21 protein-coding genes are annotated in these 23,897 nt (G+C 58.5%); 2 read left to right on the top strand and 19 right to left on the bottom strand.

Annotated features, from left to right (window positions below):
- Positions 1-111: 111 nt before the first annotated feature.
- The 14 genes from hutG to hutC all read right to left on the bottom strand — a co-directional run bounded on the left by hutG (position 112) and on the right by hutC (position 15,472).
- Positions 112-915 (bottom strand): N-formylglutamate deformylase, encoded by an 804-nt coding sequence (gene hutG / locus KDX30_RS25805; RefSeq protein WP_231677865.1) that lies wholly within the window; start codon positions 913-915, stop codon positions 112-114.
- A 156-nt stretch (positions 916-1,071) separates the two neighbouring features.
- Positions 1,072-2,277 carry an imidazolonepropionase gene (gene hutI, locus KDX30_RS25800; RefSeq protein WP_231677864.1) on the bottom strand — a complete coding sequence of 402 codons (1,206 nt, stop codon included), beginning with the start codon at positions 2,275-2,277 and terminating at the stop codon, positions 1,072-1,074.
- Between the two features lie 15 nt (positions 2,278-2,292).
- Positions 2,293-3,678: an amino acid permease gene (locus KDX30_RS25795; RefSeq protein WP_231677863.1), complete on the bottom strand. Its 1,386-nt coding sequence runs from the start codon at positions 3,676-3,678 to the stop codon at positions 2,293-2,295.
- A gap of 393 nt (positions 3,679-4,071) precedes the next feature.
- Positions 4,072-5,706, bottom strand: coding sequence for a histidine ammonia-lyase (gene hutH, locus KDX30_RS25790; protein ID WP_231677862.1), 1,635 nt, complete (start codon positions 5,704-5,706; stop codon positions 4,072-4,074).
- Between the two features lie 12 nt (positions 5,707-5,718).
- On the bottom strand, positions 5,719-6,549 hold the full coding sequence (locus KDX30_RS25785; RefSeq protein ID WP_231677861.1) for a quaternary amine ABC transporter ATP-binding protein: 831 nt from the start codon (positions 6,547-6,549) through the stop codon (positions 5,719-5,721).
- Positions 6,546-7,397 carry an ABC transporter permease gene (locus tag KDX30_RS25780; RefSeq protein ID WP_027898503.1) on the bottom strand — a complete coding sequence of 284 codons (852 nt, stop codon included), beginning with the start codon at positions 7,395-7,397 and terminating at the stop codon, positions 6,546-6,548. Before KDX30_RS25780 ends, KDX30_RS25785 begins: the two co-directional genes overlap by 4 nt.
- Before the next feature lie 134 nt (positions 7,398-7,531).
- On the bottom strand, positions 7,532-8,500 hold the full coding sequence (locus KDX30_RS25775) for an ABC transporter substrate-binding protein (RefSeq protein WP_231677859.1): 969 nt from the start codon (positions 8,498-8,500) through the stop codon (positions 7,532-7,534).
- Between the two features lie 265 nt (positions 8,501-8,765).
- Positions 8,766-10,451, bottom strand: a complete 1,686-nt coding sequence (gene hutU, locus KDX30_RS25770) for a urocanate hydratase (protein WP_231677858.1) — start codon at positions 10,449-10,451, stop codon at positions 8,766-8,768.
- A gap of 378 nt (positions 10,452-10,829) precedes the next feature.
- The gene (locus KDX30_RS25765) at positions 10,830-11,555 is read right to left on the bottom strand and encodes an anti-sigma factor (protein WP_231677857.1); all 726 of its coding nucleotides are present in this window, start codon (positions 11,553-11,555) and stop codon (positions 10,830-10,832) included.
- The gene (locus tag KDX30_RS25760) at positions 11,552-12,115 is read right to left on the bottom strand and encodes a sigma-70 family RNA polymerase sigma factor (protein WP_122395025.1); all 564 of its coding nucleotides are present in this window, start codon (positions 12,113-12,115) and stop codon (positions 11,552-11,554) included. Before KDX30_RS25760 ends, KDX30_RS25765 begins: the two co-directional genes overlap by 4 nt.
- A gap of 93 nt (positions 12,116-12,208) precedes the next feature.
- The gene (locus KDX30_RS25755) at positions 12,209-12,742 is read right to left on the bottom strand and encodes a DUF3455 domain-containing protein (protein WP_027898144.1); all 534 of its coding nucleotides are present in this window, start codon (positions 12,740-12,742) and stop codon (positions 12,209-12,211) included.
- Positions 12,743-12,846: 104 nt separating this feature from the next.
- Positions 12,847-14,025, bottom strand: coding sequence for a Na+/H+ antiporter NhaA (gene nhaA / locus KDX30_RS25750; protein WP_231677856.1), 1,179 nt, complete (start codon positions 14,023-14,025; stop codon positions 12,847-12,849).
- 146 nt (positions 14,026-14,171) lie between these two features.
- Positions 14,172-14,765 carry a HutD/Ves family protein gene (locus KDX30_RS25745; protein ID WP_231677855.1) on the bottom strand — a complete coding sequence of 198 codons (594 nt, stop codon included), beginning with the start codon at positions 14,763-14,765 and terminating at the stop codon, positions 14,172-14,174.
- Positions 14,762-15,472, bottom strand: a complete 711-nt coding sequence (gene hutC / locus KDX30_RS25740; RefSeq protein WP_176560573.1) for a histidine utilization repressor — start codon at positions 15,470-15,472, stop codon at positions 14,762-14,764. Before hutC ends, KDX30_RS25745 begins: the two co-directional genes overlap by 4 nt.
- A gap of 223 nt (positions 15,473-15,695) precedes the next feature.
- Here hutC and KDX30_RS25735 point away from each other — a divergent pair, with 223 nt between their 5' ends.
- Positions 15,696-17,060 (top strand): formimidoylglutamate deiminase, encoded by a 1,365-nt coding sequence (locus tag KDX30_RS25735; RefSeq protein WP_231677854.1) that lies wholly within the window; start codon positions 15,696-15,698, stop codon positions 17,058-17,060.
- A 232-nt stretch (positions 17,061-17,292) separates the two neighbouring features.
- Here the strand turns inward: KDX30_RS25735 and KDX30_RS25730 are convergent, their stop codons facing one another.
- The 5 genes from KDX30_RS25730 to KDX30_RS25710 all read right to left on the bottom strand — a co-directional run bounded on the left by KDX30_RS25730 (position 17,293) and on the right by KDX30_RS25710 (position 22,322).
- Positions 17,293-17,862, bottom strand: a complete 570-nt coding sequence (locus KDX30_RS25730; protein WP_231666848.1) for a lipocalin family protein — start codon at positions 17,860-17,862, stop codon at positions 17,293-17,295.
- A 3-nt stretch (positions 17,863-17,865) separates the two neighbouring features.
- The gene (bamE, locus tag KDX30_RS25725; protein WP_099267946.1) at positions 17,866-18,120 is read right to left on the bottom strand and encodes an outer membrane protein assembly factor BamE domain-containing protein; all 255 of its coding nucleotides are present in this window, start codon (positions 18,118-18,120) and stop codon (positions 17,866-17,868) included.
- 264 nt (positions 18,121-18,384) lie between these two features.
- Complete coding sequence (locus KDX30_RS25720) at positions 18,385-18,453, bottom strand: DUF924 family protein (RefSeq protein WP_231666893.1); 69 nt, start codon at positions 18,451-18,453, stop codon at positions 18,385-18,387.
- Positions 18,454-18,552: 99 nt separating this feature from the next.
- The gene (locus tag KDX30_RS25715) at positions 18,553-19,563 is read right to left on the bottom strand and encodes a class 1 fructose-bisphosphatase (protein WP_231677853.1); all 1,011 of its coding nucleotides are present in this window, start codon (positions 19,561-19,563) and stop codon (positions 18,553-18,555) included.
- Between the two features lie 308 nt (positions 19,564-19,871).
- Entirely contained in the window at positions 19,872-22,322 is a 2,451-nt protein-coding gene (locus KDX30_RS25710) for a glycogen/starch/alpha-glucan phosphorylase (RefSeq protein ID WP_231677851.1), read from the bottom strand.
- A gap of 287 nt (positions 22,323-22,609) precedes the next feature.
- Here KDX30_RS25710 and pip point away from each other — a divergent pair, with 287 nt between their 5' ends.
- Positions 22,610-23,581 (top strand): prolyl aminopeptidase, encoded by a 972-nt coding sequence (gene pip / locus KDX30_RS25705; protein WP_027901827.1) that lies wholly within the window; start codon positions 22,610-22,612, stop codon positions 23,579-23,581.
- Positions 23,582-23,897: the final 316 nt, after the last annotated feature.

Genomic DNA, 23,897 nt, shown 5'->3' with positions numbered 1-23,897 from the left:
CGGTCCTTTGTGGGAGCCGGGCTTGCCCGCGATAAGGCTGTAGGTGATCCAAGGCGAATCGGGTTCATCCTTATCGCGGGCAAGCCCGGCTCCCACAGGGGCAGTGCAGGCTTAGCAGCCGTATTTAATTTTCCCCCACTCAATCATCCCTTCAACCAACTGCTTCAACACTACCCGCGTCGGCTCAGCCAGATCCGGGCGGTAGCGGAAGGGAACGAACTCGTCCATGTAGGTCGCCTGCACCAGTTCCAGTTGCACGGCGTGGATGTTATTGGCCGGGTCGCCGTAGTGGCGGGTGATGTGGCCGCCTTTGAAACGGCCGTTCAGTACGTGGCTGTAATCTCCGGCTTGAGCGCACGTGGCTTCCAGACGCTTGGCCAACTCTTGATCGCAACTGGCGCCGTTGAAGGTGCCCAGGTTGAAGTCCGGTAAGCGGCCTTCGAATAGATGTGGGATGTGTCCGCGTATCGAGTGGGCATCAAACAACAGGGCATAGCCGAATTCGTCTTTCAGGCGCGCCAGCTCCTGCTCAAGCATCTGGTGATACGGCGTCCAGATCTGCTCCAGATAAGTCGCCCGCTCTTCGGCGCTCGGTGCCAGACCGTCCTTGAACAGCGGCACACCGTCGAACAGGATCGAGGGGAACAACCCGGTGGTCGCCCCGGCGTACAGCGGTTTGTCATCCGAGGGACGATTCAGGTCGATCACAAAACGCGAATACTCGGCGGCCAAGGTGCTGGCACCCAGCTCTGCGGCGAAATCGTAGAGATGCGGGATGTGCCAGTCGGTGTCTGGCAGGCTCAGCGCTTCATCCACCAGACCCGCCTCGACTGCAGGCGTCAGGCGCAACCCTGCGTGGGGCATGCTGATCAACAGCGGCACACGACCGCGAGAAAACTTCAGAACGTTGTCCATGAATCTCTCCTGTCTAACAGTTTTGTAGTGCCCCCCCCTGTAGGAGCGCGCTTGCCCGCGATGACGTCGGCACACCCAACATTGATGACGCCTGTCACAACGTCATCGCGGGCAAGGTGGAGCGCCACCCCGGTCGCTCCTACAGGGGGACGCGGCTCAAATCAGCGATTCAACACCGTGGCGGACGATGCGTTTATCCAGGTCTCCACCCAGCCAGTACGCCAGATCAGCAGGGCGCTCAATGTTCCAGGCGACGAAGTCGGCGACTTTGCCGACTTCCAGCGAGCCATGGGTTTCGCCCAGACCTAGGGCTTTTGCTGCATTGATCGTAACCCCGGCCAGGGCTTCTTCGGGTGTCATACGGAACAGCGTGCACGCCATGTTCAGCATCAAGCGCAGCGACAGCGCGGGCGAAGTGCCGGGGTTGAGGTCGGTGGCAATCGCGATATCGACCCCATGTTTGCGCAGCGCATCCATCGGCGGCAATTGAGTCTCGCGCAGAAAGTAATAAGCCCCCGGCAGCAGCACTGCGACGGTTCCAGCCGCGCCCATGGCAATGGCGTCAGCCTCGGTCATGAACTCCAGATGATCCGCCGACAACGCCTTGTAACGCGCCGCCAGACTTGAGCCCGCCAACGGCGAAAGCTGCTCGGCATGCAGTTTCACCGGCAAGCCCAATTGCCCAGCGGTGATGAAAACCTGCTCGACTTGCGCCGGAGAGAACGCCAGGTACTCACAAAACGCGTCCACCGCATCGACCAAACCTTCCTCGGCCAATGCAGGCAGCATTTCGCTGCAGATGTGATTGATGTAGTCGTCAGCGCGGTCGGCGTATTCCGGGGGCAGCGCGTGGGCGGCCAGACAGGTGCTGCGCACCGTCACGGGCAGCGTGTTGCCCAGTTGGCGGATGACCCGCAGCAGTTTGCGCTCGCTGGGCAGGTCCAGGCCGTAACCGGACTTCATTTCCACCGTGGTCACGCCATCCCTGAGCAAATGCCGCAGACGGCGCTCGGCGCTGGCGTACAGCTCGTCTTCACTGGCGGCGCGAGTCGCGCGCACGGTGCTGGCAATGCCGCCGCCGGCTGCGGCGATTTCGGCATAACTCACACCTTGCAGACGCTGCTCGAATTCGCCGCTGCGGTTGCCGCCGAAAACCGTGTGAGTGTGGCAGTCAATCAGGCCCGGCGTGACCCACGTGCCGTTCAAGTCGATGACACTGTCGTAAGTTGCTTCAGCGAGCGCCGCTTGAGGCCCAATCCATTCGATCAACGCTCCAGACGTCACGATGGCGGCATCCTCGATGATCGAGTATTTGCCTTGGGCCATGCTTGCTACGTGACAGTGTTTCCAGAGCGTTTTCATGTCCAGTCTCCGAGGTTACCGATGGGTGGGAGGCGAATGTTCAGAGCGTTTGACCCATATGAAGTAGGCCGCGATCAACAGCACAACCCAGCCTGCGCCGACGATCAGCGCGATACGGTTGTCCGGGAAATAACCCAGCACGCCGAAGATAAACAGCATGAAGACGATGGCTGCGGCGGGAGCGTAGGGCCAGAACGGCACCGGGAATTTCAGCTGCGCCGCTTCTTCGCGGCTCATCTTGCGGCGCATGGCGACCTGGGTCAGCAGGATCATCAACCAGACCCACACGGTGGCGAAGGTCGCAATCGAGGCGATGACCATGAACACGTTTTCCGGGATTCGGTAATTCATCCAAACACCAAGCAGCAGCGCGACACCCATTACCAGCACGGTCATCCATGGCACGCCCTGTTTGGACAGTTGCGAGAACGCCGCCGGTGCCTGGCCCTGTTGCGCCAGGCCGTACATGATGCGGCCGGCGCCGAACACGTCGCTGTTGATCGCCGACACCGCAGCGGAAATTACCACCACGTTAAGCAGCGCAGCCGCCCATGGCAGGCCGAGGCTGGAGAAGATCTGCACGAACGGGCTGTTGGCCTTGGTGATCTGCGACCACGGAAACAGGGACATCAGCACGAACAACGTCAGGACGTAGAACAGCAGAATACGCAGCGGCACCGAGTTGATGGCCTGCGGGATGGTGCGTTGCGGGTCTTTGGCTTCACCCGCGGTGATACCGATGATTTCGATGCCGCCGAACGCGAACATCACCACCGCAAAGCAGGCGATCAGGCCGCCGATGCCATTAGGCATGAAACCGCCATGGGTCCACAGATTGCTGATGCTGGAAACCGTCTCGCCACTGCCTGACAGGTTTACGCCGAACAGCAATAGCCCGAGCCCGGCGACGATCATCGCGACAATGGCGCCAACTTTAAGCAGTGACAGCCAGAACTCGGTTTCGCCGAAGACTTTGACGTTGCACAGGTTCAGCGCGCCGATCAGGAACACAATGCCCAGTACCCAGATCCAGCGCGGGACTTCCGGGAACCAGAAACCCATGTAGATACCGAACGCGGTGACGTCAGCGATGCAGACAATGATCATTTCAAAGGCATAGGTCCAGCCGAGCACGAAGCCCGCCATTGGGCCTAGGTACGTGCTGGCGTATTCGCCGAACGAGCCGGACACCGGGTTGTGCACGGCCATTTCACCCAAGGCGCGCATGACCATGAAAACGGCTGCGCCGCCGATCAGATAGGCCAGCAAAACGGCCGGGCCTGCCATCTGGATCGCCGAAGCCGAGCCGTAGAACAGGCCGGTGCCAATGGCTGATCCCAGTGCCATGAAGCGAATGTGCCGGGCCGAAAGCCCGCGTTTCAAACCTTGCTGTGACGTCATTTCAATCCAATCCGGTTTCTTTCCAGCGAACTGCCAGGTACTCAGGCGCGCAAGGATACCTGCTGGGTCGCGTCGGCCAAATCATTGGCCTGTCGGGTGTCGCCTGGCTGACATCCGGTGTCATGGATGTCTATACGTTTGTGGCCCTTCGCGGCTAAAGCCGCTCCTACGGACGACACGCATCCGTAGGACTGGCTTTAGCCGGGAGGACGTCATCACATTTGCCGCATCTGTTTTGTCAGGAATATCGAGTCATCGTTCTTCGCGGGCAAGCCCGGCTCCCACAGGAGAACACGATCTCATGTTGGAGCAGCCGGGGTGGCGCTCCCACAGGGGGACGCATTCCTTTGTGGGAGCTGGGCTTGCCCGCGATATAGGCGACTCAATCTAAAGTCATACCGCGTCCAGTCTTATCGTCGGAATGCCGCCCAGACCAGGCTCAGCTCCCACATGAGTGGTGTGCTCCGTAAGATTGGATTCGCCTCGCGAGACATCGACTGTTGCCGACCGGCACTGGCGAAACACTCTTTCCAGCAACGCTTCACTCCTGAGCACCTTGGCGCTGCTGGCAATATCCGGGGCCAGCCAGCGGTCTTCGTCGTAGGGCGGGACTTCTTCGCGCAGCACACGCCACGCGGCATCGGTGCCGACGCCAAAGCGCTGGAGCTTCAAAAACTCGAAGGCCTGTGCCGCGAGCAAATACTCGATCGCCAGGATCTGCGTAGTGTTATCCAGCACTTTGTGCAGCTTCAGCGCCGCGTTGGTGCCCATGCTCAAGTGGTCTTCCTGCAAACCCGAGGTGACAAAATTGTCGGTCACTGCCGGTTGCGCCAGTTGGCGGTTTTCCGCGCACAACGACGCTGCGACGTACTGTACGATCATCATCCCCGAGTTGACCCCCGGCTGGCTGACCAGAAACGCTGGCAGGTTGCTGATGGTCGGGTTGATCAGGCGATCCAGACGTCGCTCGGCAATCGAGCCCAGTTCAGCGACAGCAATCGCCAGCAGATCTGCCGCCATGGCGACAGACTGACCGTGCGGGTTGGCTTGCGATACCACGCGGTACGACTCAGGTGTGCCGAGCACCAGCGGGTTGTCTGTCGCCGAGTTCAGCTCGATTTCAATCTGCCGGGTTGCGTGTACCAACTGATCGCGGGTCGCGCCATGCACTTGCGGGATCGAGCGAACGCTCAGCGCGTCCTGAGTCCGTATGCCACGGCTGTTGACCACCACTTCACTGCCATCCAGCAAACCACGCAGGTTGCTGCCGACGATTTGCATGCCCGGATGCGGCTTGAGCGCGATGATCTCGGCATCGAAGGCATTGATCTGGCCGCCAAGCGCTTCAAAACTCATTGCACCGATTACGTCCGCCCACTGTGTCAGGCGTTGCGCATCGGCAATTGCCAGACAGCTCAGGCCAGTCATGCACGGCGTGCCGTTGACCAGGCACAATCCGTCTTTCGCACCGAGTATGACCGGGCTCAAGCCCTCGGCATCCAGCGCTTGCTGCGCAGGCATGACATGGCCGCGATAACTGACGTCGCCCACGCCCAGCAAGGCAATGCCGATATGCGCCATGTGGGTCAGATAACCTACTGAACCCTGGGACGGCACGTACGGTGTGATGTTGCGGTTGAGCAAATTCAGCAGCGCCTCGACGACTTGCCGGTGCAGCCCGGATTTGCCCTGGCTGTAGTTGATGATCGCCGCGCAGATGATCGACCGGGTTTGCTCGTCTGAAAGCGCTACGCCGACGCCGCACGCGTGGCTCAGCAGGGTGTTGCGCGACAACTGGCTCAGTTGTTCGCCTTGCAGTGAAATATTGCACAGCGCACCCAGCCCGGTGTTCACGCCATAAGCACGCTCGCCGCTGGCGACGATGCGCTCGACAATGGCCTGAGCGTTGTCGATCCGCGCCCAGGCGCTGGCCGAAAGCGCCAGTTGCGCACCCCGGCGAGCGACTGCAACCACGTCCTGCCAACGGACCTGACCTTCACCAATCACCACTTGTTCGACGGGCGACATCTGCACGCTTCCTTACACAGTCACTGCGCGCCGCTGCACGAAACGATCAACGTATTCGTCGGCGGGGGAGTAGAGGATTTCTTTCGGAGTGCCCACCTGAATCAACTGCCCGTCCTTGAGAATCGCGATGCGATTACCGATGCGCACGGCTTCGTCGAGGTCATGGGTGATAAACACGATGGTCTTCTTCAGGCTGCTTTGCAGTTCCAGCAACTGGTCCTGCATTTCCGCGCGAATCAACGGATCCAGGGCGCTGAACGCTTCGTCCATCAGAATGATGTCGGTGTCAGCCGCCAATGCGCGGGCCAGCCCCACCCGTTGGCGCATGCCGCCGGAAAGCTGATGAGGGTATTTGTTTTCGTAGCCTTGCAGGCCTACGGTACTGATCCAGTGACGGGCGCGTTCGATGCAATAGTCTTTGCTCTCGCCGCGAACTTTCAGGCCGTAGGCGACGTTGTCCTCAACGGTCTTGTGCGGCAGCAGGCCAAAGCTCTGGAACACCATGCTGATTTTCTTGCGACGAAATTGGCGCAAGGCTTCCATGTCGTACTGCAGGATGTCTTCGCCATCGACCAGGATTTCACCGCTGGTGGGGTCGATCAGCCGGTTGAAATGGCGCACCAGCGTAGATTTGCCCGAGCCGGACAGGCCCATGATCACGAAAATCTCACCGCTGCCGATGGACAGCGACAAGTCATTCACGCCGACCACGCAGCCGGTTTTTGCCAGGACTTCATCCTTGCTGTTGTTCTGCCTGACCATTTCCAGCGCGTCCCTGGAACGGTTGCCGAAGATCTTGAAGACGTTGCGGACCACGATTTTATTGGGCTCTTGATTGCTCATTTGTTTGCCTCATGCCGTGGTCGGCCGTATGCCTGGGTGATGCGGTCGATGACCACTGCGAGAATCACAATCGCCAGCCCGGCTTCCAGTCCGCGTCCGACGTTCAGGGTCTGAATGCCCACCAACACGTCTTCGCCAAGACCGCGAGCGCCGATCATCGAGGCGATAACCACCATCGACAGGGCCATCATCGTGGTCTGATTGATCCCGGCCATGATGCTTGGCAGCGCCAGCGGCAGTTGCACACCGAACAATTGCTGCCAACGATTGGCACCGAACGCATTGATCGCTTCCATGACTTCGCCGTCCACCTGACGAATGCCCAGGTCGGTAAGGCGAATCAGCGGCGGCGCGGCGTAGATCACGGTGGCGAAAATCGCCGGGACCTTGCCCAGGCCGAACAGCATCAATACCGGTATCAGGTAAACGAAGCTAGGCATGGTCTGCATGATGTCCAGCAACGGCATCAGCACCGAGCGCAGGCGGTTGCTGCGTGCCGAGAGGATGCCCAGCGGAATGCCGATGATCACCGAAATCAACGTGGCGACCAGCATCAGCGCCAGGGTCTGCATCAGCTTGTCCCACAGCCCGACGGCACCGACCAGAAACAGCAGGCCGACTATGACGGCAGTGGTCGTAATCTTGCGCGTGGCGTGCCAGGCGATGCCGCCGACGATGGCCAGCATCAACCACCACGGCGCCATGCGCAGCAGGCCTTCGAGATTGACGATGGCCCACAGCAGCGTGTCGGAGATCTGCCGGAACACATCACCGTAATTGGTCACCAGCGCATCAACCCAGTCGTTGACCAGATTGGCGATGGAGAATGTGAAGCTTTCGGGGAACATAAGGTGCTCTCTGAACTGGAATTCAATCCTGTGGGAGCCGAGCTTGCTCGCGATAAGGCTGAACGCGATCTAACGTGAACTGCGTCCAGCCTTATCGCGAGCAAGCTCGGCTCCCACAGGGGAATGAGTGTTGCCTAGAGTGAAGCATCCACCTTTTTAGCCGCTTCTTCACTCACCCAGGCATGCCAGACTTCAGGGTGTTCCTTGAGGAAGATCTTCGCCAGTTTCGGCGATTCGATACGGTCCTTGGTCATGCGGGCCAGGTTCTGGTTGAGCAGATCGATCGGGATGTTGACCTTTTCCATGACCGACACCAACTCAGGCGCCTGCTCGTGGAAGGCTTTGGACAGGCCGACCTTGATCTCGATGGTCTTGTTAACGCCATCCTTCTCTTCCAGGCGCACCATGTCTACTTGACCCATCAAAGGCGTCGGCGACCAGTAGTAAGTCAGGATCGGCTCGCCACGTTTGTAGCTGGACAAAATCGCCGCATCCAGCGCCGGGCCAGTGCCTGGGCGGAAGTTGGTGTACTTGTCTTCCAGGCCGTAGCTTTTCAGCATCTCGCTGTTTTCCAGCTCACAGGTCCAGCCAGCCGGGCAGTTGTAGAAGCGGCCTTTGCCGGGTTCTTCAGCGTCCTTGAACAGCGTCGAGTATTTGGCCAGGTCGCTTATGGATTTCAGGTCCGGAGCCTTCGCTTCCAGCTTGCGCTTGGCGTCGCCTTCGATCACATAGCGCGGCACGTACCAGCCTTCAACCGCACCTTTGACAGGGCTACCGACACCGACTACTTTTCCGGCTTTCTCAGCTTTGTTCCACACTTCGCTGCGGCCGACCCACTCTTCGGCAAACACCTGAATATCGTTGGTGCTCAGGGCGTTTTCCATGGTGATGGAATTGCCCGGCAGGCTGTCGACTTCACAGCCATAACCCTTGTTCAGGACTACCTGCAACACGTCGGTCAGCAACATTGCGCTTTCCCAGTTCAGACCGGCGAACTTTACCGGCTTGCCGGATTCACACCAACCCGCTGCCTGACTCGCGCCAGCCCCGGTGAGCAAACCCAGTGAAATCAACGTGGACAGCAGTGCCTTCTTGGTTTTCATTGCGTGACGCTCCTCGCGAATGGATGTGGCAGTTTCCAGATCAAAAGGCCAGAAGCCTGATTGCAGGACACTTGACGGTCCTTTGGGGTGGTCAGTTCACTAACACTGTGTGGTCGGACACTGAATGCAGAACCTGTGGGAGCGAATTCATTCGCGAAGAGGCCCTACCTGAAAAGGTATCGTCGCCTGACACACCGCTTTCGCGAATGAATTCGCTCCCACAGAAATGCATTCAATTCAATTGCATCGTTGGCACACCCTAGCCTTAATTCCCAACCATCGGCAGGTTCAAGCCCTTCTCGTTGGCGCAATCGATCGCGATCTGATAACCCGCATCCGCATGGCGCATCACGCCGGTCGCCGGGTCGTTGTGCAGGACGCGGGCGATGCGTTCGGCTGCTTCGTCTGTACCGTCGCACACGATCACCATGCCCGAGTGCTGCGAAAAGCCCATACCGACACCGCCGCCGTGGTGCAGCGAAACCCAGGTCGCGCCGCTGGCGGTATTGAGTAGGGCATTGAGCAGCGGCCAGTCGGACACGGCATCGGAGCCGTCCTGCATGGATTCTGTTTCGCGGTTCGGGCTGGAGACCGAGCCGGAATCCAGGTGGTCACGGCCGATCACAACCGGTGCCGACAACTCGCCGCTGCGGACCATTTCGTTGAACGCCAGACCGAGTTTGGCGCGCTGACCCAGGCCTACCCAGCAGATACGCGCTGGCAGGCCCTGAAAAGCAATGCGCTCGCGGGCCATGTTCAGCCAGTTGTGCAGGTGCGCGTCGTCCGGGATCAGTTCTTTGACCTTGGCGTCGGTTTTGTAGATGTCTTCCGGATCGCCCGACAGCGCGGCCCAGCGGAAAGGCCCTACGCCGCGGCAGAACAACGGACGAATGTAGGCCGGTACAAAACCCGGGAAGTCGAACGCATTGGCTACGCCTTCTTCCTTGGCCATCTGACGGATGTTGTTGCCGTAGTCGAACGTAGGAATCCCCATCTTCTGGAAGGCCAGCATCGCCTCGACGTGTTCAGCCATGGACTGCTTGGCGGCTTTGACCACTGCTGCCGGTTCGGTCAAAGAGCGCGCGCGATACTCGTCCCAGGTCCAGCCCTTTGGCAGGTAACCGTTGAGGGGATCGTGGGCGCTGGTCTGGTCGGTGACCATGTCCGGGCGTACACCGCGACGAACCATTTCCGGCAGGATTTCTGCGGCGTTGCCGCACAAGGCGATGGAGATTGCTTTGCCTTCAGCGGTGTATTTGGCGATGCGCGCCAGGGCGTCGTCGAGATCGACGGCCTGTTCATCGACGTAACGCGTCTTGAGGCGGAAGTCGATGCGGCTCTGCTGGCATTCAATGTTCAAGGAACTGGCACCGGCCATACCGGCAGCCAGTGGTTGTGCGCCACCCATGCCGCCCAGGCCTGCAGTCAGGACCCACTTGCCTTTTAGGCTGCCGTTGTAATGCTGACGACCGGCCTCGACGAAGGTTTCGTAAGTGCCTTGGACGATGCCCTGGCTGCCTATGTAGATCCAGCTGCCTGCAGTCATCTGGCCGTACATGGCCAGACCTTTAGCATCCAGTTCGTTGAAGTGCTCCCAGCTCGCCCAATGCGGCACCAGATTGGAGTTGGCGATCAACACCCGAGGCGCGTTGCTGTGAGTCTTGAACACGCCGACCGGTTTGCCGGACTGAACCAGCAGTGTTTCGTCATCATTCAGGTTGGTCAGGCTTTCGACGATCTTGTCGTAGCACTCCCAGTTGCGTGCTGCACGGCCGATGCCGCCGTAAACCACCAGTTCTTTAGGGTTCTCGGCAACTTCCGGGTCGAGGTTGTTCATCAGCATGCGCAACGGCGCTTCGGTCATCCAGCTCTTGGCGGTCAGCGTGGTACCGCGAGCAGCGCGAACTTCGACGTCACGGTAGCGGGTCCAGTGTTGGGTATTCTCGGTCACGAAAGAAGTCCTCAGCGATCAGTTCAATGCACTTGGCTTTACTTGTATGTACAAGCATATGCAATTGAAATACCAACTCTCGAAAACCAGCCTGTAGGAGCGCGCTTGCCCGCGATGGTGTCGGGTCAGCCTATACATGTGTCGGCTGATCTGACGCTATCGCGGGAAAGCGCGCTCCTACAGAGAACTTCATTTAATTCAAAAGGTTGGGGATTTTAAAGCCGCAGTGAGGGGCAGGATGCCTGATCGGATTTTCAGGGGGATGGCAGAGCGATCAGATCTCTTACCCCCCCCAAGCCAATCCATCTGTGCATGTTACTGCGCAGAAGATTTGCTTGCTTTTGGGGCGCTCGGTAACGAATTGGTGCGCGGTTTGGGTCAGATCACCTTAACGGCACGCCCGATGAACTGGATCGGCCCGGTTGGTTTGCCAATCGGCGAGCCGGTGGCCTGTTCCAGCGTCAGCTCGAACAGTTGGTTGGGCTGCAACGGCGGCAGTTTATCCAGGGGCACTTGCAGGGTTTGCCCCGGCTTGACCAATCCCAGAGACACGGGACCTTGCCAGTCGTCGCCCTTGGTCCAGAACTCCAGTGCCTTGTCGGCGGGCACTTCGGTAACGCTCAGGGGGATGAGCTGGATGTCTTGTGAATTACTGGTCTGAACCACCCAGCCCGGTGCTTTATCCTGCGGCGCGACCAGCACCACCAGATAAGACGGCGATGGAGTCGTGCGTGATTGAGTGAGCAAGGTCATGCCTAACACCAGCGACGCCGCAAGGCCTGCACCGGCCAGGCCGCGCCAGATCGACAGGTTGTTCCACCAGCTTTGTACGTCGCGTTTTGAGGTTTTCTGTGGTGCAAGCAGATCATCCAGGCTGCGCTCGATCCTCGCCCACAGATGCGCTGGCGGTTTTTTCGGTTCCACCATGTCCGTCAGTGGCAACAGACGTTCTTCCCACGCATCGACTGCGGCCCGCAAGGCGGGCTCGTTGGGCAGCCGACGCTGTACTTCAATTCGTTGCCGGGCAGACAAAGTGCCCAGCACATATTCGCCCGCCAACTCGTTGAGCGGTTTTTGGGGTTCAGTGCCCGAGCTGTTGCTCATCCGATGCACTCCCGTAATGCATTCAGGCTGCGCTTGATCCAGGCTTTTACAGTGCCCAGCGGCGCGCCGACTTTTTGCGCAATCTCTTGATGTGAATAGCCGTCCACGTACGCGTGGAACACGCAATTGCGACGTACCGGTTCAAGCTGCTCCAGACAGAACTCGATCCGCCCCGGATTCACCCGCCAGTCAAAACTGTCCACCGTTTCGTTCCAGCCTTCCAGCGTTGCCTGGGCTTCACCGTGCTCGTCTTCATCTTCGCTCTGCACCTCACGGGCATTGTTGCGAATGGCGTTCAACGCCAGATTTCGGGTGATGCTGAATATCCAGCCACGGGCCGACCCTCGGGTCTTGTCGAAGCTTGTCGCCCCGGTCCAGACCTTGATGAAGGCGTCGTGCACGATGTCCTGAGCCAATGCGCTGTCACGCACCAGGCGTTGCGCAACACCGAGCAGACGAGGGCTTTCCTGAGCATACAGCCGCTCAAGCGCCTGCCGTTCGCCTCGGGCGCAGGCATCCAGTGCTGCTTCGTAATCAAACAGGGATTCGTGGGAGGACAATTCAATACGCCGTTTACAGAGAACTTCCACTCCGATTTGAATCGGAGCACCCGCGCAGGAGCATAGACCAGTTCCTGCGCAGGCTCGCGCTAATTACTTGGCAGACCAGAAAATGTAGTCAGCCTGGTATTTAACGATTTCCTTCGCGCCCTTGTTGCTTTCGGCACACGCTTTGGCTGGCGCTACGCCGCCTTTGAGCGCGGTGCGCTGAATGTAGGCAACACCGGTCATCGCGCCTTTGCCTTCAGCCGGGTTGGCTTTGACCAACTGGTACGGCAGGTTACCAGCGCTGGATGGGGCCACGGCGAGCTGGGTGCCGGTCACTTTGGAACCGTCTTTAGCTTCCCAGGTGGCTGGCGGGCCGTAGTAAGTACCGACTTGCTTGCCGCTGCGATCATTGAGCACGGCTTTAGGACCCACGAATGCCCACTCCATGCCTTCGGCAGCATTGGCTTTGGCGCGGCACTCGTAAGTGATTTCGCCTACGCCGGTGGTTTCCATGCTGACTTTGAAGCCATCTGGAACCCGCACGGTTTCCGGCAGGTTGCTTTGAGCGAAGGCAGAGGGCGCCAGGCAAGTGAAAGCCAGTGCAGCACCAGTCAGGCAGAGCAAGCGTTTTGCGTTCATGCAGACATCTCCAGTTTTGGGTTTTCGCTTAACAGCCAAACCGGCTGCTTATCTGTACTACCCGCGAGAAACCCATCTGGATGCAGCGATTTGAAAATAAATTTTCAGCCCTTGCTGATTCGGCTGCGCAGCAGGATCACACCCGCAATCGCCGCGAGTCCTGAACCCATTAATACGCCGACTTTCACTTCGTCGATCAGGTGCGCAGAGCCGGGGAACGCGAGGTTGCCAATAAACAAACTCATGGTGAAACCGATGCCGCAGAGGATCGCTACGCCATACAACTGCACCCAGTTGCTACCTTCTGGCAACGAGGCCAGACCGGAGCGGATGGCCAGAACGGCGGCAAGGAACACACCAATCTGCTTGCCGACGAACAAGCCTAGCGCAACGCCAAGTGGCACGGGATCGATCAGGTTCTGCAGGGAAATCCCCGATAACGACACCCCGGCATTGGCAAAGCCGAATATAGGCACTATGGCGAACGCTACCCAGTAATGCAGCTTCTCTTCGAGGAACAGCAGCGGCGAGCGAGACTCTTCTTCAGGCTTGCCCAAAGGAATGCACAGCGCCAGAGCGACACCGGCCAAGGTCGCGTGAACGCCCGATTGCAGAACGAAGAACCACAGAGCCGCACCCAGCAGCAAGTACGGCAACAGGCGACGCACGCGCAGGCGATTCATTACGATCAGGACGGCGAGTGTGGCAAAAGAGGCGAGCAGCATCGGCATGTTCAGGCCGCTGCTGTAGAAGAAAGCGATGATGGTGACGGCGCCCAGATCGTCGAGGATCGCCAGAGCGGCGAGAAAGACTTTCAGGGAAGTGGGCACGCGTTTGCCTAGCAGTGACAGCACGCCCAGCGCGAATGCAATGTCGGTAGCAGCGGGGATCGCCCAGCCGCTCATGGTTTCCTGATTGCCCCAGTTGACTGCGATGTAGATCAGCGCTGGCACCAGCATGCCGCCGGCTGTTGCAAAGCCGGGCAGGGCGCGTTGACCCCAGGTGGCCAGCCCGCCCGCGAGTACTTCACGTTTGATTTCCAGGCCGACCATCAGGAAGAAGATCGCCATCAGCCCGTCGTTGATCCACAACTCAACGGAAAGCCCCAGCCAGACGCTGTGCAGTGCCGCGAAATAGCCAGCGGAAAGGCCGGAGTTGGCGACGATCAGTGCAGCGAGTGCTGCGCCCATCAATATGATGCCGCCAGCCGATTCCGAGGCCAGGAAACTGGCAAGTATGGCGATGGCTCTTGGGGTTTCTTTTTTGTTGTTTTCGGCAGTCATTGGCGGTGGGGGCGTCCTTGGTTTTTGATTCGCGCCACATCCTCTGTAGGAGCGCGCTTGCCCGCGATTGCGGTGTGTCAGTCATCATAAAAAGCGGCTGAACCGACGCAATCGCGGGCAAGCGCGCTCCTACAGGAAAGGTGCGTTCAGATTTTGGTCAGCTCAATCAAACAACAGCGGCTAGCACGTGGCGCATAAAGCACAACCTCCAGCAACGCGCCGGATTCATTATCCAGCTGCAGACAATCGTGTTTTTCCAGCAACTGCGGCGGATGCTCGGCCAGGTTCGCGGCCATCTGCTCTGCGGCGCTGAACACCAACAGCGTAGACGCCGAACTGAACAGGCGTTGAGGTTTGAGCACATCGACCCACTGCAAACTGACCCGATAACGGTCCGGCGAGTAGATCAGGTTGAAATCGCGAATCGCACCCTCAAGCAATGTGCAACTTACCTGGCTGTCGCCGCTGAACGCGAAGGGATCGCCGGGCAGCAGTGGCTCGGTCGTTTTGCCGTCGATATCCAGCTTCATGCCCGCGCCTTGCAGCACTGTGATGATGCGTTGATAGCCAGGAAACAGGGAAAAGCCCCCGGACTGCTGGATATCGGCAATCGACAGACGCCAGCCGAAACCTTCCAGCCCTTCGCCCGCATCCCGGGTCACTTCTTCAGTGCTGCCGCCGCCGTTTTTCCAGGGCATGCGCGGGTAGTCAGCGACGCGTAAAACAGTCAGTTGGCTCATTTGCTGAAACGTCCTTCCAGGCGATGACGGGAACCGGGGTGGATCAGGCGCGCGGCGGTCACTGGCTGGCGGCCGGACCACGTGCGGCGGCGGATCAAGAGGCAAGGTTCACCCGGGCTGATCTGCAACAGCTCGCACTCATCAGGCTCGGCCAGAATGGCCTCAACCACATGCTCGCCTTCGGTCAATGGCGCGACTTGCGAAAGATAAGCGTAGGGCGTTTGCTGGGTGAAGTCCTGACTCAAGTAGTCCGGCGCGACCAACGCATTGACGTAGCGATCTTCGATTTGCACCGGCAGATCGTTTTCCAGATGCACGATCAACGAATGGAACACCCGCTGACCTTCGCGCATATCCAGCGCCAGAGCTCGTTCGGAGCCAGCAGCTTCTTCTTTCAGGAGGATGACCTTGCAGGTGTGACGATGACCCCGTGCTGCGATTTCATCCGCGATATTGTGGACTTCAAACAGTGCCGACTGACTCTTGGGCTCGGCGACGAAAGTACCAACGCCTTGCATACGCACCAACAGGCCTTCGGCGGTCATTTCACGCAGGGCACGGTTGATGGTCATGCGGCTGAAGCCCAGTTGGGTCACCAGCTCGCTCTCCGACGGCACGCGGTGATGCGGCGGCCAGTTTCCGCACTGGATCTGCTGGGCGATCATCTGCTTGACGCGGGCGTACAGCGGGGCCGGACTGTCGCCCATTTGGGCAGCCAATGGAGAAGTGGCAGGCGGAGTCGGCACTGAGGGCAATCCTTTTCGAAGGTAATTCAGGTGCAGGTCGGCGCTGATCTTGCAGCGCCTGGACATTAATAACGTGTGTTTACGCTACCCATTAACCTGTTCGGCGACAAGCTTGCCGGAGTTTACCGAGCGTGCAAACGTCTGTATATGTATATACAAATCACTTTTCGAGGGATGCAAAGCTATGTCCGCCTTCTTTGCCGAGCGTGCATTGTTGCCTGATGGCTGGGCCAATAATGTTCGCATTGAGGTCAGCGCCGCTGGCGTGATCACTCATATCGCCACGGAGGCTGATGCTTCAGGTGCGGAGTCGCTCAAAGGGCCGCTACTGCCAGGCATGCCGAATCTGCATTCTCACGCATTCCAGCGGGCGATGGCCGGGCTGGCGGAAGTCGCAGGCAACCCCAATGACAGCTTCTGGACCTGGCGGGATTTGATGTACCGCCTGGTTGGAAAGATTAGCCCACAGCAATTGGGTGTCATTGCCCGTCAGTTGTACATCGAAATGCTCAAGGGCGGTTTTACCTCGGTTGCCGAATTTCATTACGTGCATCAAGACACCTCCGGCAAGCCTTACGCAGACCCGGCGGAACTGGCGCTGCAAATCAGTCAGGCGGCGAGTTCTGCTGGAATCGGACTGACGCTGTTGCCAGTGCTCTACAGTCACTCCGGTTTTGGCGGGCAAGCGCCGAACGAAGGTCAGCGACGGTTTATCCACAGCACCGACAGCTACCTTGATTTGCAGGCGCGTTTGCAACTCGTACTACGTGAGCAGTCAGCGCAGCAGTTGGGTCTTTGTTTTCACTCGCTGCGTGCGGTAACGCCTGAGCAGATCAGCACTGTGCTGGCCGCTAGCGATCAACAATGTCCGGTGCACATTCACATCGCCGAGCAGCAAAAGGAAGTCGACGACTGCATGAGCTGGAGCGGTCGTCGGCCCGTGCAATGGCTGTACGAAAACGCTCCAGTGGATGAGCGCTGGTGTCTGGTGCACGCCACTCATGTGCAGCCTGATGAAGTGGTGCTCATGGCGCAAAGCGGGGCGGTCGCGGGGTTGTGCCTGACCACCGAGGCGAATCTGGGCGACGGGATTTTTCCGGCGGTGGACTACATCGCTCAAGGCGGGCGCTGGGGAATCGGTTCAGACAGCCATGTCTCGTTGAGCGTCGTCGAAGAGTTGCGCTGGCTGGAGTACGGTCAGCGGCTGCGGGATCAACGTCGCAATCGCTTGTATCGCAGCGATCAGCCGATGGTTGGCAGAACGTTGTTTGATGCAGCGCTGGTCGGTGGCGCTCAGGCGTTAGGTCAGCCGATTGGTCGACTGGAAGTGGGGCTGCGGGCGGACTGGTTGGTGCTGGACGGTAATGATCCGTACATCGCTACGGCGTCCGGCGACGGGATTCTTAACCGTTGGTTATTCGCAGGCAGCGACCGGCAGATTCGCGACGTGATGGTCAACGGCAAGTGGGTGGTACGCGAAGGGCATCATGCTGGGGAAGAGCAGAGCAATCGGGAGTTTGCGCAGGTGCTGCGGGAGTTGTTGGGGTAAGTATTCTTAACTTCTACCTAACAAAACGCATTCCTCTGAATTGAAATGCGTTCCCACAGGATTTGCGCCGACCTGAGGTTCACGCGAACCCGGTGGGACCGAATTTATTCGGGAAGACGGCATTCCTGACGACAAAGATGCTGCGAATGGACGGGCCCCTTCACGAATAAATTCGCTCCCACAGGGGCTTGTGTTTGCTGCGCGACAGCGCCGGTCTCACAGGTTCTGTGTATTACTTCCCGATCTTCGAATCCTCAACCCGCCAAACCAGCTTGGTGGTGTCGTACCCCTGCTGTTGGGCCTGGCTGAGCAGATGCTCTTTCACGTCCTTCGATATCGTTGGCGTACGCGACAGCAGCCACAGGTATTTGCGGTCCGGGTTGCCCACGACAGCGGTCTTGTAACCGTCACCGATGTAGAGCACCCAGTAGTCGCCTTTGGCTACGCCGGGCAGCAAGCGGGAAAACCAGTTATCAAACTCCACCCACAATTTGTCGGTTTTGCCCGGCACTTGCGGTGTCGCCGTGCCTGTTGCTTCCTGCCACTCGCCTTCGATCGTCCGGCAGCGGTTGGTCACGCCAACGTTGCCATCTTCCTTGAGGGCGTAATGCGCTTCGGATTGTGCGCACTTGCGCTGGAAGAACATCGGCAAACGGGCAATTTCGTACCAGGTGCCCTGATATTGTTTGAGGTCGACATTGCCAACCGTTTTAGGCTCGAGGTTTTCAGCAGAGTGCGCGAAACCGATTGCGAGAAAGCTGGCCATTAGCACCAGACTAAAACGCACAAGTAATTTGATCATCTGTTATTTCAAGCCCTGACCCGAGAAAAGCACAACCTTGTCGGCGGCATACTGCACGCTGATGAAACTGGTCTGATCGCCCCACGTGCAACTGGACATACCCAGCGCGCCGGAGCATTCAGTCGGGCTGCCCAGCAGTTGTTCAACTTCCGCCTTGGGCATGCCTGCAGACAGTTTCGAGTAATTTTCCTGATTAACCTTGCTACATGCGGCCAGCAGCACGCAAAACGACAACAACGCTAGAGAGCGCAGAGACATGGATGAAGCTCCTGAACGGAAAGGGTAACGCCGCAGCAAACGGTCGATGGGCAGGTTGCTGGCGTAATACCGAAAGCTTAGAAGAGAAAAGCGGGATCTGGTTCCGTTGAGGCATAAATCCATTTCATCGAAGGGACCGGACATTGTTGGAGCGAGGCTTGCCCGCGAAGAAAGATAACGCGGTATATCCGTACTAGTGTGGCCAGGGGTTCGCGGGCAAGCCTCGCTCCAACAAATATGCTTAAAACCTTGAGCCCGGCTCTTTCAGAATTCGATTTCTTCAGGCGTTGACGCAATGCCGAGAATTTCGTTGCGGTGCGGGAAGCACCCCAAGCGGATGATGACTGCCCTTGGCTTTTGCCACTTCGGAGGGTAATCCGGCAGAACCGAACCACCATTCCAGCAGCGGGAGCCAAGGGGCAGTCATATGGGTCAGGCCTTGTAGTACGAGGTCGCGCGCTCAACTTCTTCTTTCGAGCCCAGGAACACCGCAACACGCTGGTGCAGGCCATCCGGCTGGATATCGAGGATGCGCTGATGACCGTCAGTGGACGCGCCGCCAGCCTGTTCCACCAGGAACGACATCGGGTTGGCTTCGTACATCAAACGCAATTTGCCCGGCTTGGAAGGCTCGCGGCTGTCACGTGGGTACATGAACAGGCCACCACGGGTCAGGATGCGGTGTACGTCGCCAACCATCGCGGCAACCCAGCGCATGTTGTAGTTCTTTTTCAGCGGACCGTCTTCGCCAGCCAGCAGCTCGTCAACGTAGCGTTGTACTGGAGCTTCCCAGTGACGCTGGTTGGACATGTTGATCGCGAACTCTTGAGTTTCGGTCGGGATCTTGATGTCTTCGTGGGTCAGAACGAAGCTGCCCATTTCGCGATCCAGCGTGAAGCCTTTGACGCCGTCGCCCAAGGTCAGTACCAGCATCGTTTGCGGGCCGTAGATAGCGTAACCGGCAGCAACTTGCTTGGTGCCTGGCTGCAGAAAGGCCTTTTCATTCAAAGGTTCGTTCTGGGTCAGGTATTCGTTCGGGCAACGCAGTACGGAGAAGATAGTGCCGACCGGGGCGTTGATGTCGATGTTCGACGAACCGTCCAGTGGGTCGAAAACCAACAGGTAGGCGCCTTTCGGGTATTTGCCCGGGATCTGGTAAGCGTTGTCCATTTCTTCGGACGCCATGCCCGCCAGGTGACCGCCCCATTCGTTGGCTTCGAGCAGGATTTCGTTGGAGATCACGTCGAGCTTCTTCTGCACTTCGCCCTGAACGTTTTCAGTGCCCATGCTGCCGAGCACGCCGCCCAGTGCGCCTTTGGAAACGGCGTGGCTGATTTCCTTGCACGCTCGCGCCACCACTTCGATCAGGAAGCGCAGATCGGCAGGAGTGTTGTTGCTGCGGGTCTGCTCAATCAAATAGCGACTCAGGGTAACGCGGGACATGGATAGCTCCGAGAATAGGGGGGAATAAAAAACCCGCGCAGTTTAGCGCGAGTCGAGACGTAATACTGCCCATAAGACTGGGTTAACACCCATTGAGTTCACGGGTGGGCGGAGCTTAGGCGGAAAATGCTGAAACGGTGGCTGAAACGAAGTGGTCGAAGGGTGAAACGCGATCCCCTGTGGGAGCCGGGCTTGCTCGCGATAAGAACGACGCGATCTAAAGTGAACCGCGTCCAGCCTTATCGCGGGCAAGCCCGGCTCCCACATTGGCCGTATTGCCAAAGTGGGAGCAGTTTGCGCTTACTCCATTAATCCAGCGCCTTCCAGATATCCCCAGCGTATTCCCGGATTGTCCGGTCCGACGAGAACCATCCCATGCGGGCCGTGTTGAGTACCGCGGAGCGCCACCACTCTTTCGAGTCGTGCCAGTGGGCTTCGACCCTGGCCTGGGCTTCCCAGTAGGAATCAAAGTCGGCACAGACCAGAAAGCGGTCATAGGCCAGCAGTTGATCAATCAGGCCTGCGTAGCGGTTAGGATCATCCGGCGAAAACACCCCGCCCCGAATGGCTTGCAGGACGTCGTTGAGTCGACCCGATGCCGCCGCTGCCGCGTAAGCGCTGAAGTCGCCTACTTGCTTGTGGGCTTCTACTTCCCGAGAGGTCATGCCGAAGATGAACATATGCTCCAGACCTACCTGTTCGCTCATCTCCACGTTGGCACCGTCCAGTGTGCCGATGGTCAGCGCACCGTTGAGGCCGAATTTCATGTTGCTGGTGCCCGACGCTTCCAGACCTGCAGTAGAAATCTGCTCCGACAGGTCGGCTGCCGGGATGATGCTTTCGGCCAGGCTGACGTTGTAGTTGGGCATGAACACGACCTTGAGCAAACCGCGGACGGTAGGGTCGCTGTTGACGGTACGAGCGATGTCGTTGGTCAGCTTGATGATCAGCTTGGCCGAGTGGTAACTCGCTGCCGCCTTGCCCGCGAAGATCTTCACGCGTGGCACCCAATCGGTGCCTGGCTGAGCACGGATGGCCTGATACAAGGCGACAGTGTGGAACAGGTTCAACAGCTGACGCTTGTATTCGTGAATCCGTTTGACTTGCACATCGAACATCGCAGCCGGATTGACCACGATCCCCAGGCGCTCTTTGATGATCGCCGCCAGTGCACGCTTGCTGTGCAGGCGCTGATCCGCGAATTGCTTGCGGAAGGAGCTCTTGTCGGCGAACGGCTCCAGTTCGATCAAGCGTGTTTCAGCGTTATCCAGCACGTCTTCGCCCAGCGACTCGGTGAGCATCTGGGTAAGCTTGGGGTTGGCCTGGAACAGCCAGCGGCGGAAAGTGATGCCGTTGGTTTTGTTATTGATCCGCTCTGGATACAGTTTGTGCAGTTCGGCAAAAACCGTCTTGCGCATCAGTTGGGTATGCAGCGCGGAGACGCCGTTAATACTGTGAGAGCCAAGGAAAGCCAGGTTGCCCATGCGCACCCGACGACCGTTTTCTTCTTCGATCAGCGATACCGCACGCAGCACGTCAAAGTCGTGAATGCCTTTGGCGCGCAAAGTGTCGATGTGCTGGGCGTTGATGATGTAGATGATCTGCATGTGGCGCGGCAGCATCCGCTCCATCAGACCGACCGACCAGGTTTCCAGTGCTTCTGGCAGCAAGGTGTGGTTGGTGTAGGCGAGGGTGCCCACGGTAATCTTCCAGGCCGCGTCCCACGCGATGCCATGATTGTCGATCAACTGACGCATCAGCTCGGCCACGGCAATGGACGGGTGCGTGTCGTTCATCTGGATAGCCGCGTGTTCGGGCAGATCCATCAACGTGGCATGCATGTTCAGATGGCGGCGCAGCAAATCCTGCAGCGATGCGGAGACGAAGAAGTATTCCTGGCGCAGACGTAATTCCTGGCCCGCCTCGGTGGCATCGTTCGGGTAAAGCACGCGAGAGATACTTTCGGCGCGCACCACCTCGGCCACTGCACCAAAGTGGTCACCGGCGTTGAAGCGCTCCAGGTGCAAATCGCCTACTGCGCGGGCGCGCCACAGACGCAGGGTGTTCACGCTTTTGCCGCGCCATCCCACTACCGGGGTATCGTACGCAATGGCCCGAACGGTTTCCGACGGACGCCAGACCTGACGCTGTTCGCCGTCTTCATTGGTCAGCGTGTCGACACTGCCGCCGAAGCCGATGGGGTACACCACTTCCGGGCGTTCGAATTCCCATGGGTTACCGAAATCCAGCCAGTTCTCGGTCTGTTCCTGCTGCCAGCCGTCGACGATGGCCTGGCGGAAAAGGCCGTGCTCATAACGAATCCCGTAACCGTGACCCGCGATGCCCAGCGTCGACATGCTTTCCATGAAACAGGCAGCCAGACGACCCAAGCCGCCGTTACCCAGCGCTGCGTCGGGCTCAAGCAACTTGATGCGCTCGATGTCCACACCCAGTTCGGTCATCGCCTCACGGGCGACCTCCAGCAGGCCGAGGTTGCTCAGGCTGTCGTACAGCAGACGCCCGATAAGAAATTCCAGTGAAAGGTAATAAACCCGCTTCTGAACCTGGCGATAAATCTTCCGGGTGTGGTCCATCCAGTGCTCAACCATGTGGTCACGAGCAGCGAGTGCAACAGCTTCGAACCAGTCATGCTCAAACGCATGGTCAGGGTCCTTGCCCACCGAATAGGTGAGTTTGGCGAGAACAGCGGCGCGGAAAGCAGCCACTTCAGCGTCACGAACGAGTGGTTCCTGAGACATCGATACGACCTCAAGTAGTCAGACGAATAAAGGATGAGATTTCTTTGACTGTAGGGCGAGTCTGCAAAACTTTCCTGAAATTTCCTAAATTACTCAGGGCATGACCCACGTTACGACAGAAACATGTCGCTCTGGTTCGCCGGTTCAGGCAATTGGCAAACCGCTTGCATTGATCGTTCCACTCTCGGCAAGAGCTGCGAGTGACAGCATGAACATTCCTCGTTTCGGGTTTATGATGCCTCAAGGCAAAAAAATAGAAGAACCCGAATCGCACTCACGGAGCACCTATGCAGACCTTGTATCCGCAGATCAAACCTTACGCCCGGCATGATCTGGCTGTAGAGGCACCGCACGTTTTGTATGTCGATGAAAGCGGGTCACCGGAAGGTCTGCCGGTGGTGTTTATCCATGGCGGTCCAGGCGCGGGTTGCGATGCGCAAAGCCGTCGCTATTTCGATCCCAATCTTTATCGCATCATCACTTTCGATCAGCGTGGCTGTGGTCGCTCGACGCCTCATGCAAGCCTGGAAAACAACACGACCTGGGATCTGGTTGCCGATCTTGAGCGGATTCGCGAGCATCTGGGCATCGATAAGTGGGTGCTGTTTGGCGGGTCCTGGGGTTCGACCTTGTCCCTGGCGTATGCCCAGACTCACCCGGACCGCGTCCATGCTCTGATCCTGCGCGGTATTTTTCTGGCGCGCCCGCAAGAGATCGAGTGGTTCTATCAGGCCGGTGCCAGCCGCATGTTCCCGGATTACTGGCAGGATTACGTGGCCCCGATCCCGCTGGACGAGCGCGATGATTTGTTGACCGCGTTCCACAAGCGCCTGACCGGCACCGACCAGATCGCCCAAATGCATGCGGCGAAAGCCTGGTCCACATGGGAAGGCCGCGCCGCGACGCTGCGCCCGAACCCGCAAGTGGTTGATCGCTTCTCCGAGCCTCAGCGTGCATTGTCGATTGCTCGCATCGAGTGCCATTACTTCACCAATAATTCTTTCCTCGAAGAAAACCAGCTAATACGCGACATGCCGAAAATCGCCCATTTGCCGGGCATCATCGTGCACGGTCGTTATGACGTCATCTGCCCGCTGGATAATGCCTGGGAATTGCACCAGGCCTGGCCGAACAGCGAGCTGCAGGTGATTCGTGACGCTGGGCATGCTGCCTCGGAGCCAGGTATCACTGATGCTTTGGTCCGCGCCGCTGCACAGGTCGCCGCCCGGTTGCTGGATTTGCCGCCTGAAGAGGCTTGATTTGGACGCTACGCCTGTTTGAATTGGAGCGGGATTCACGGTAGGAGCGAATTTATTCGCGAAAGGGGGCGGTACATCCGATAGAAATTCATCGTTTGGTACATCGCATTCGCGAATGAATTCGCTCCCACAGGTATCCGTTTGATGCGCGATTGAATCACTAGGAATGGGCATGAAAGGCTTGCTACAACGCGCCGCTGCACAGGTCGCCGCCCGATTGCTGGATTTGCCGCCTGAAGAGGCTTGATTTGGACGCTACGCCTGTTTGAATTGGAACGGGATTCACGGTAGGAGCGAATTTATTCGCGAAGGGGGC

The organism is Pseudomonas quasicaspiana (assembly GCF_021147825.1).
In the GTDB taxonomy this organism is placed as follows: domain Bacteria; phylum Pseudomonadota; class Gammaproteobacteria; order Pseudomonadales; family Pseudomonadaceae; genus Aquipseudomonas; species Aquipseudomonas quasicaspiana.
Note: the sequence above shows the minus strand (reverse complement) of the source record. Positions and strands in the feature narration are given on the sequence as shown.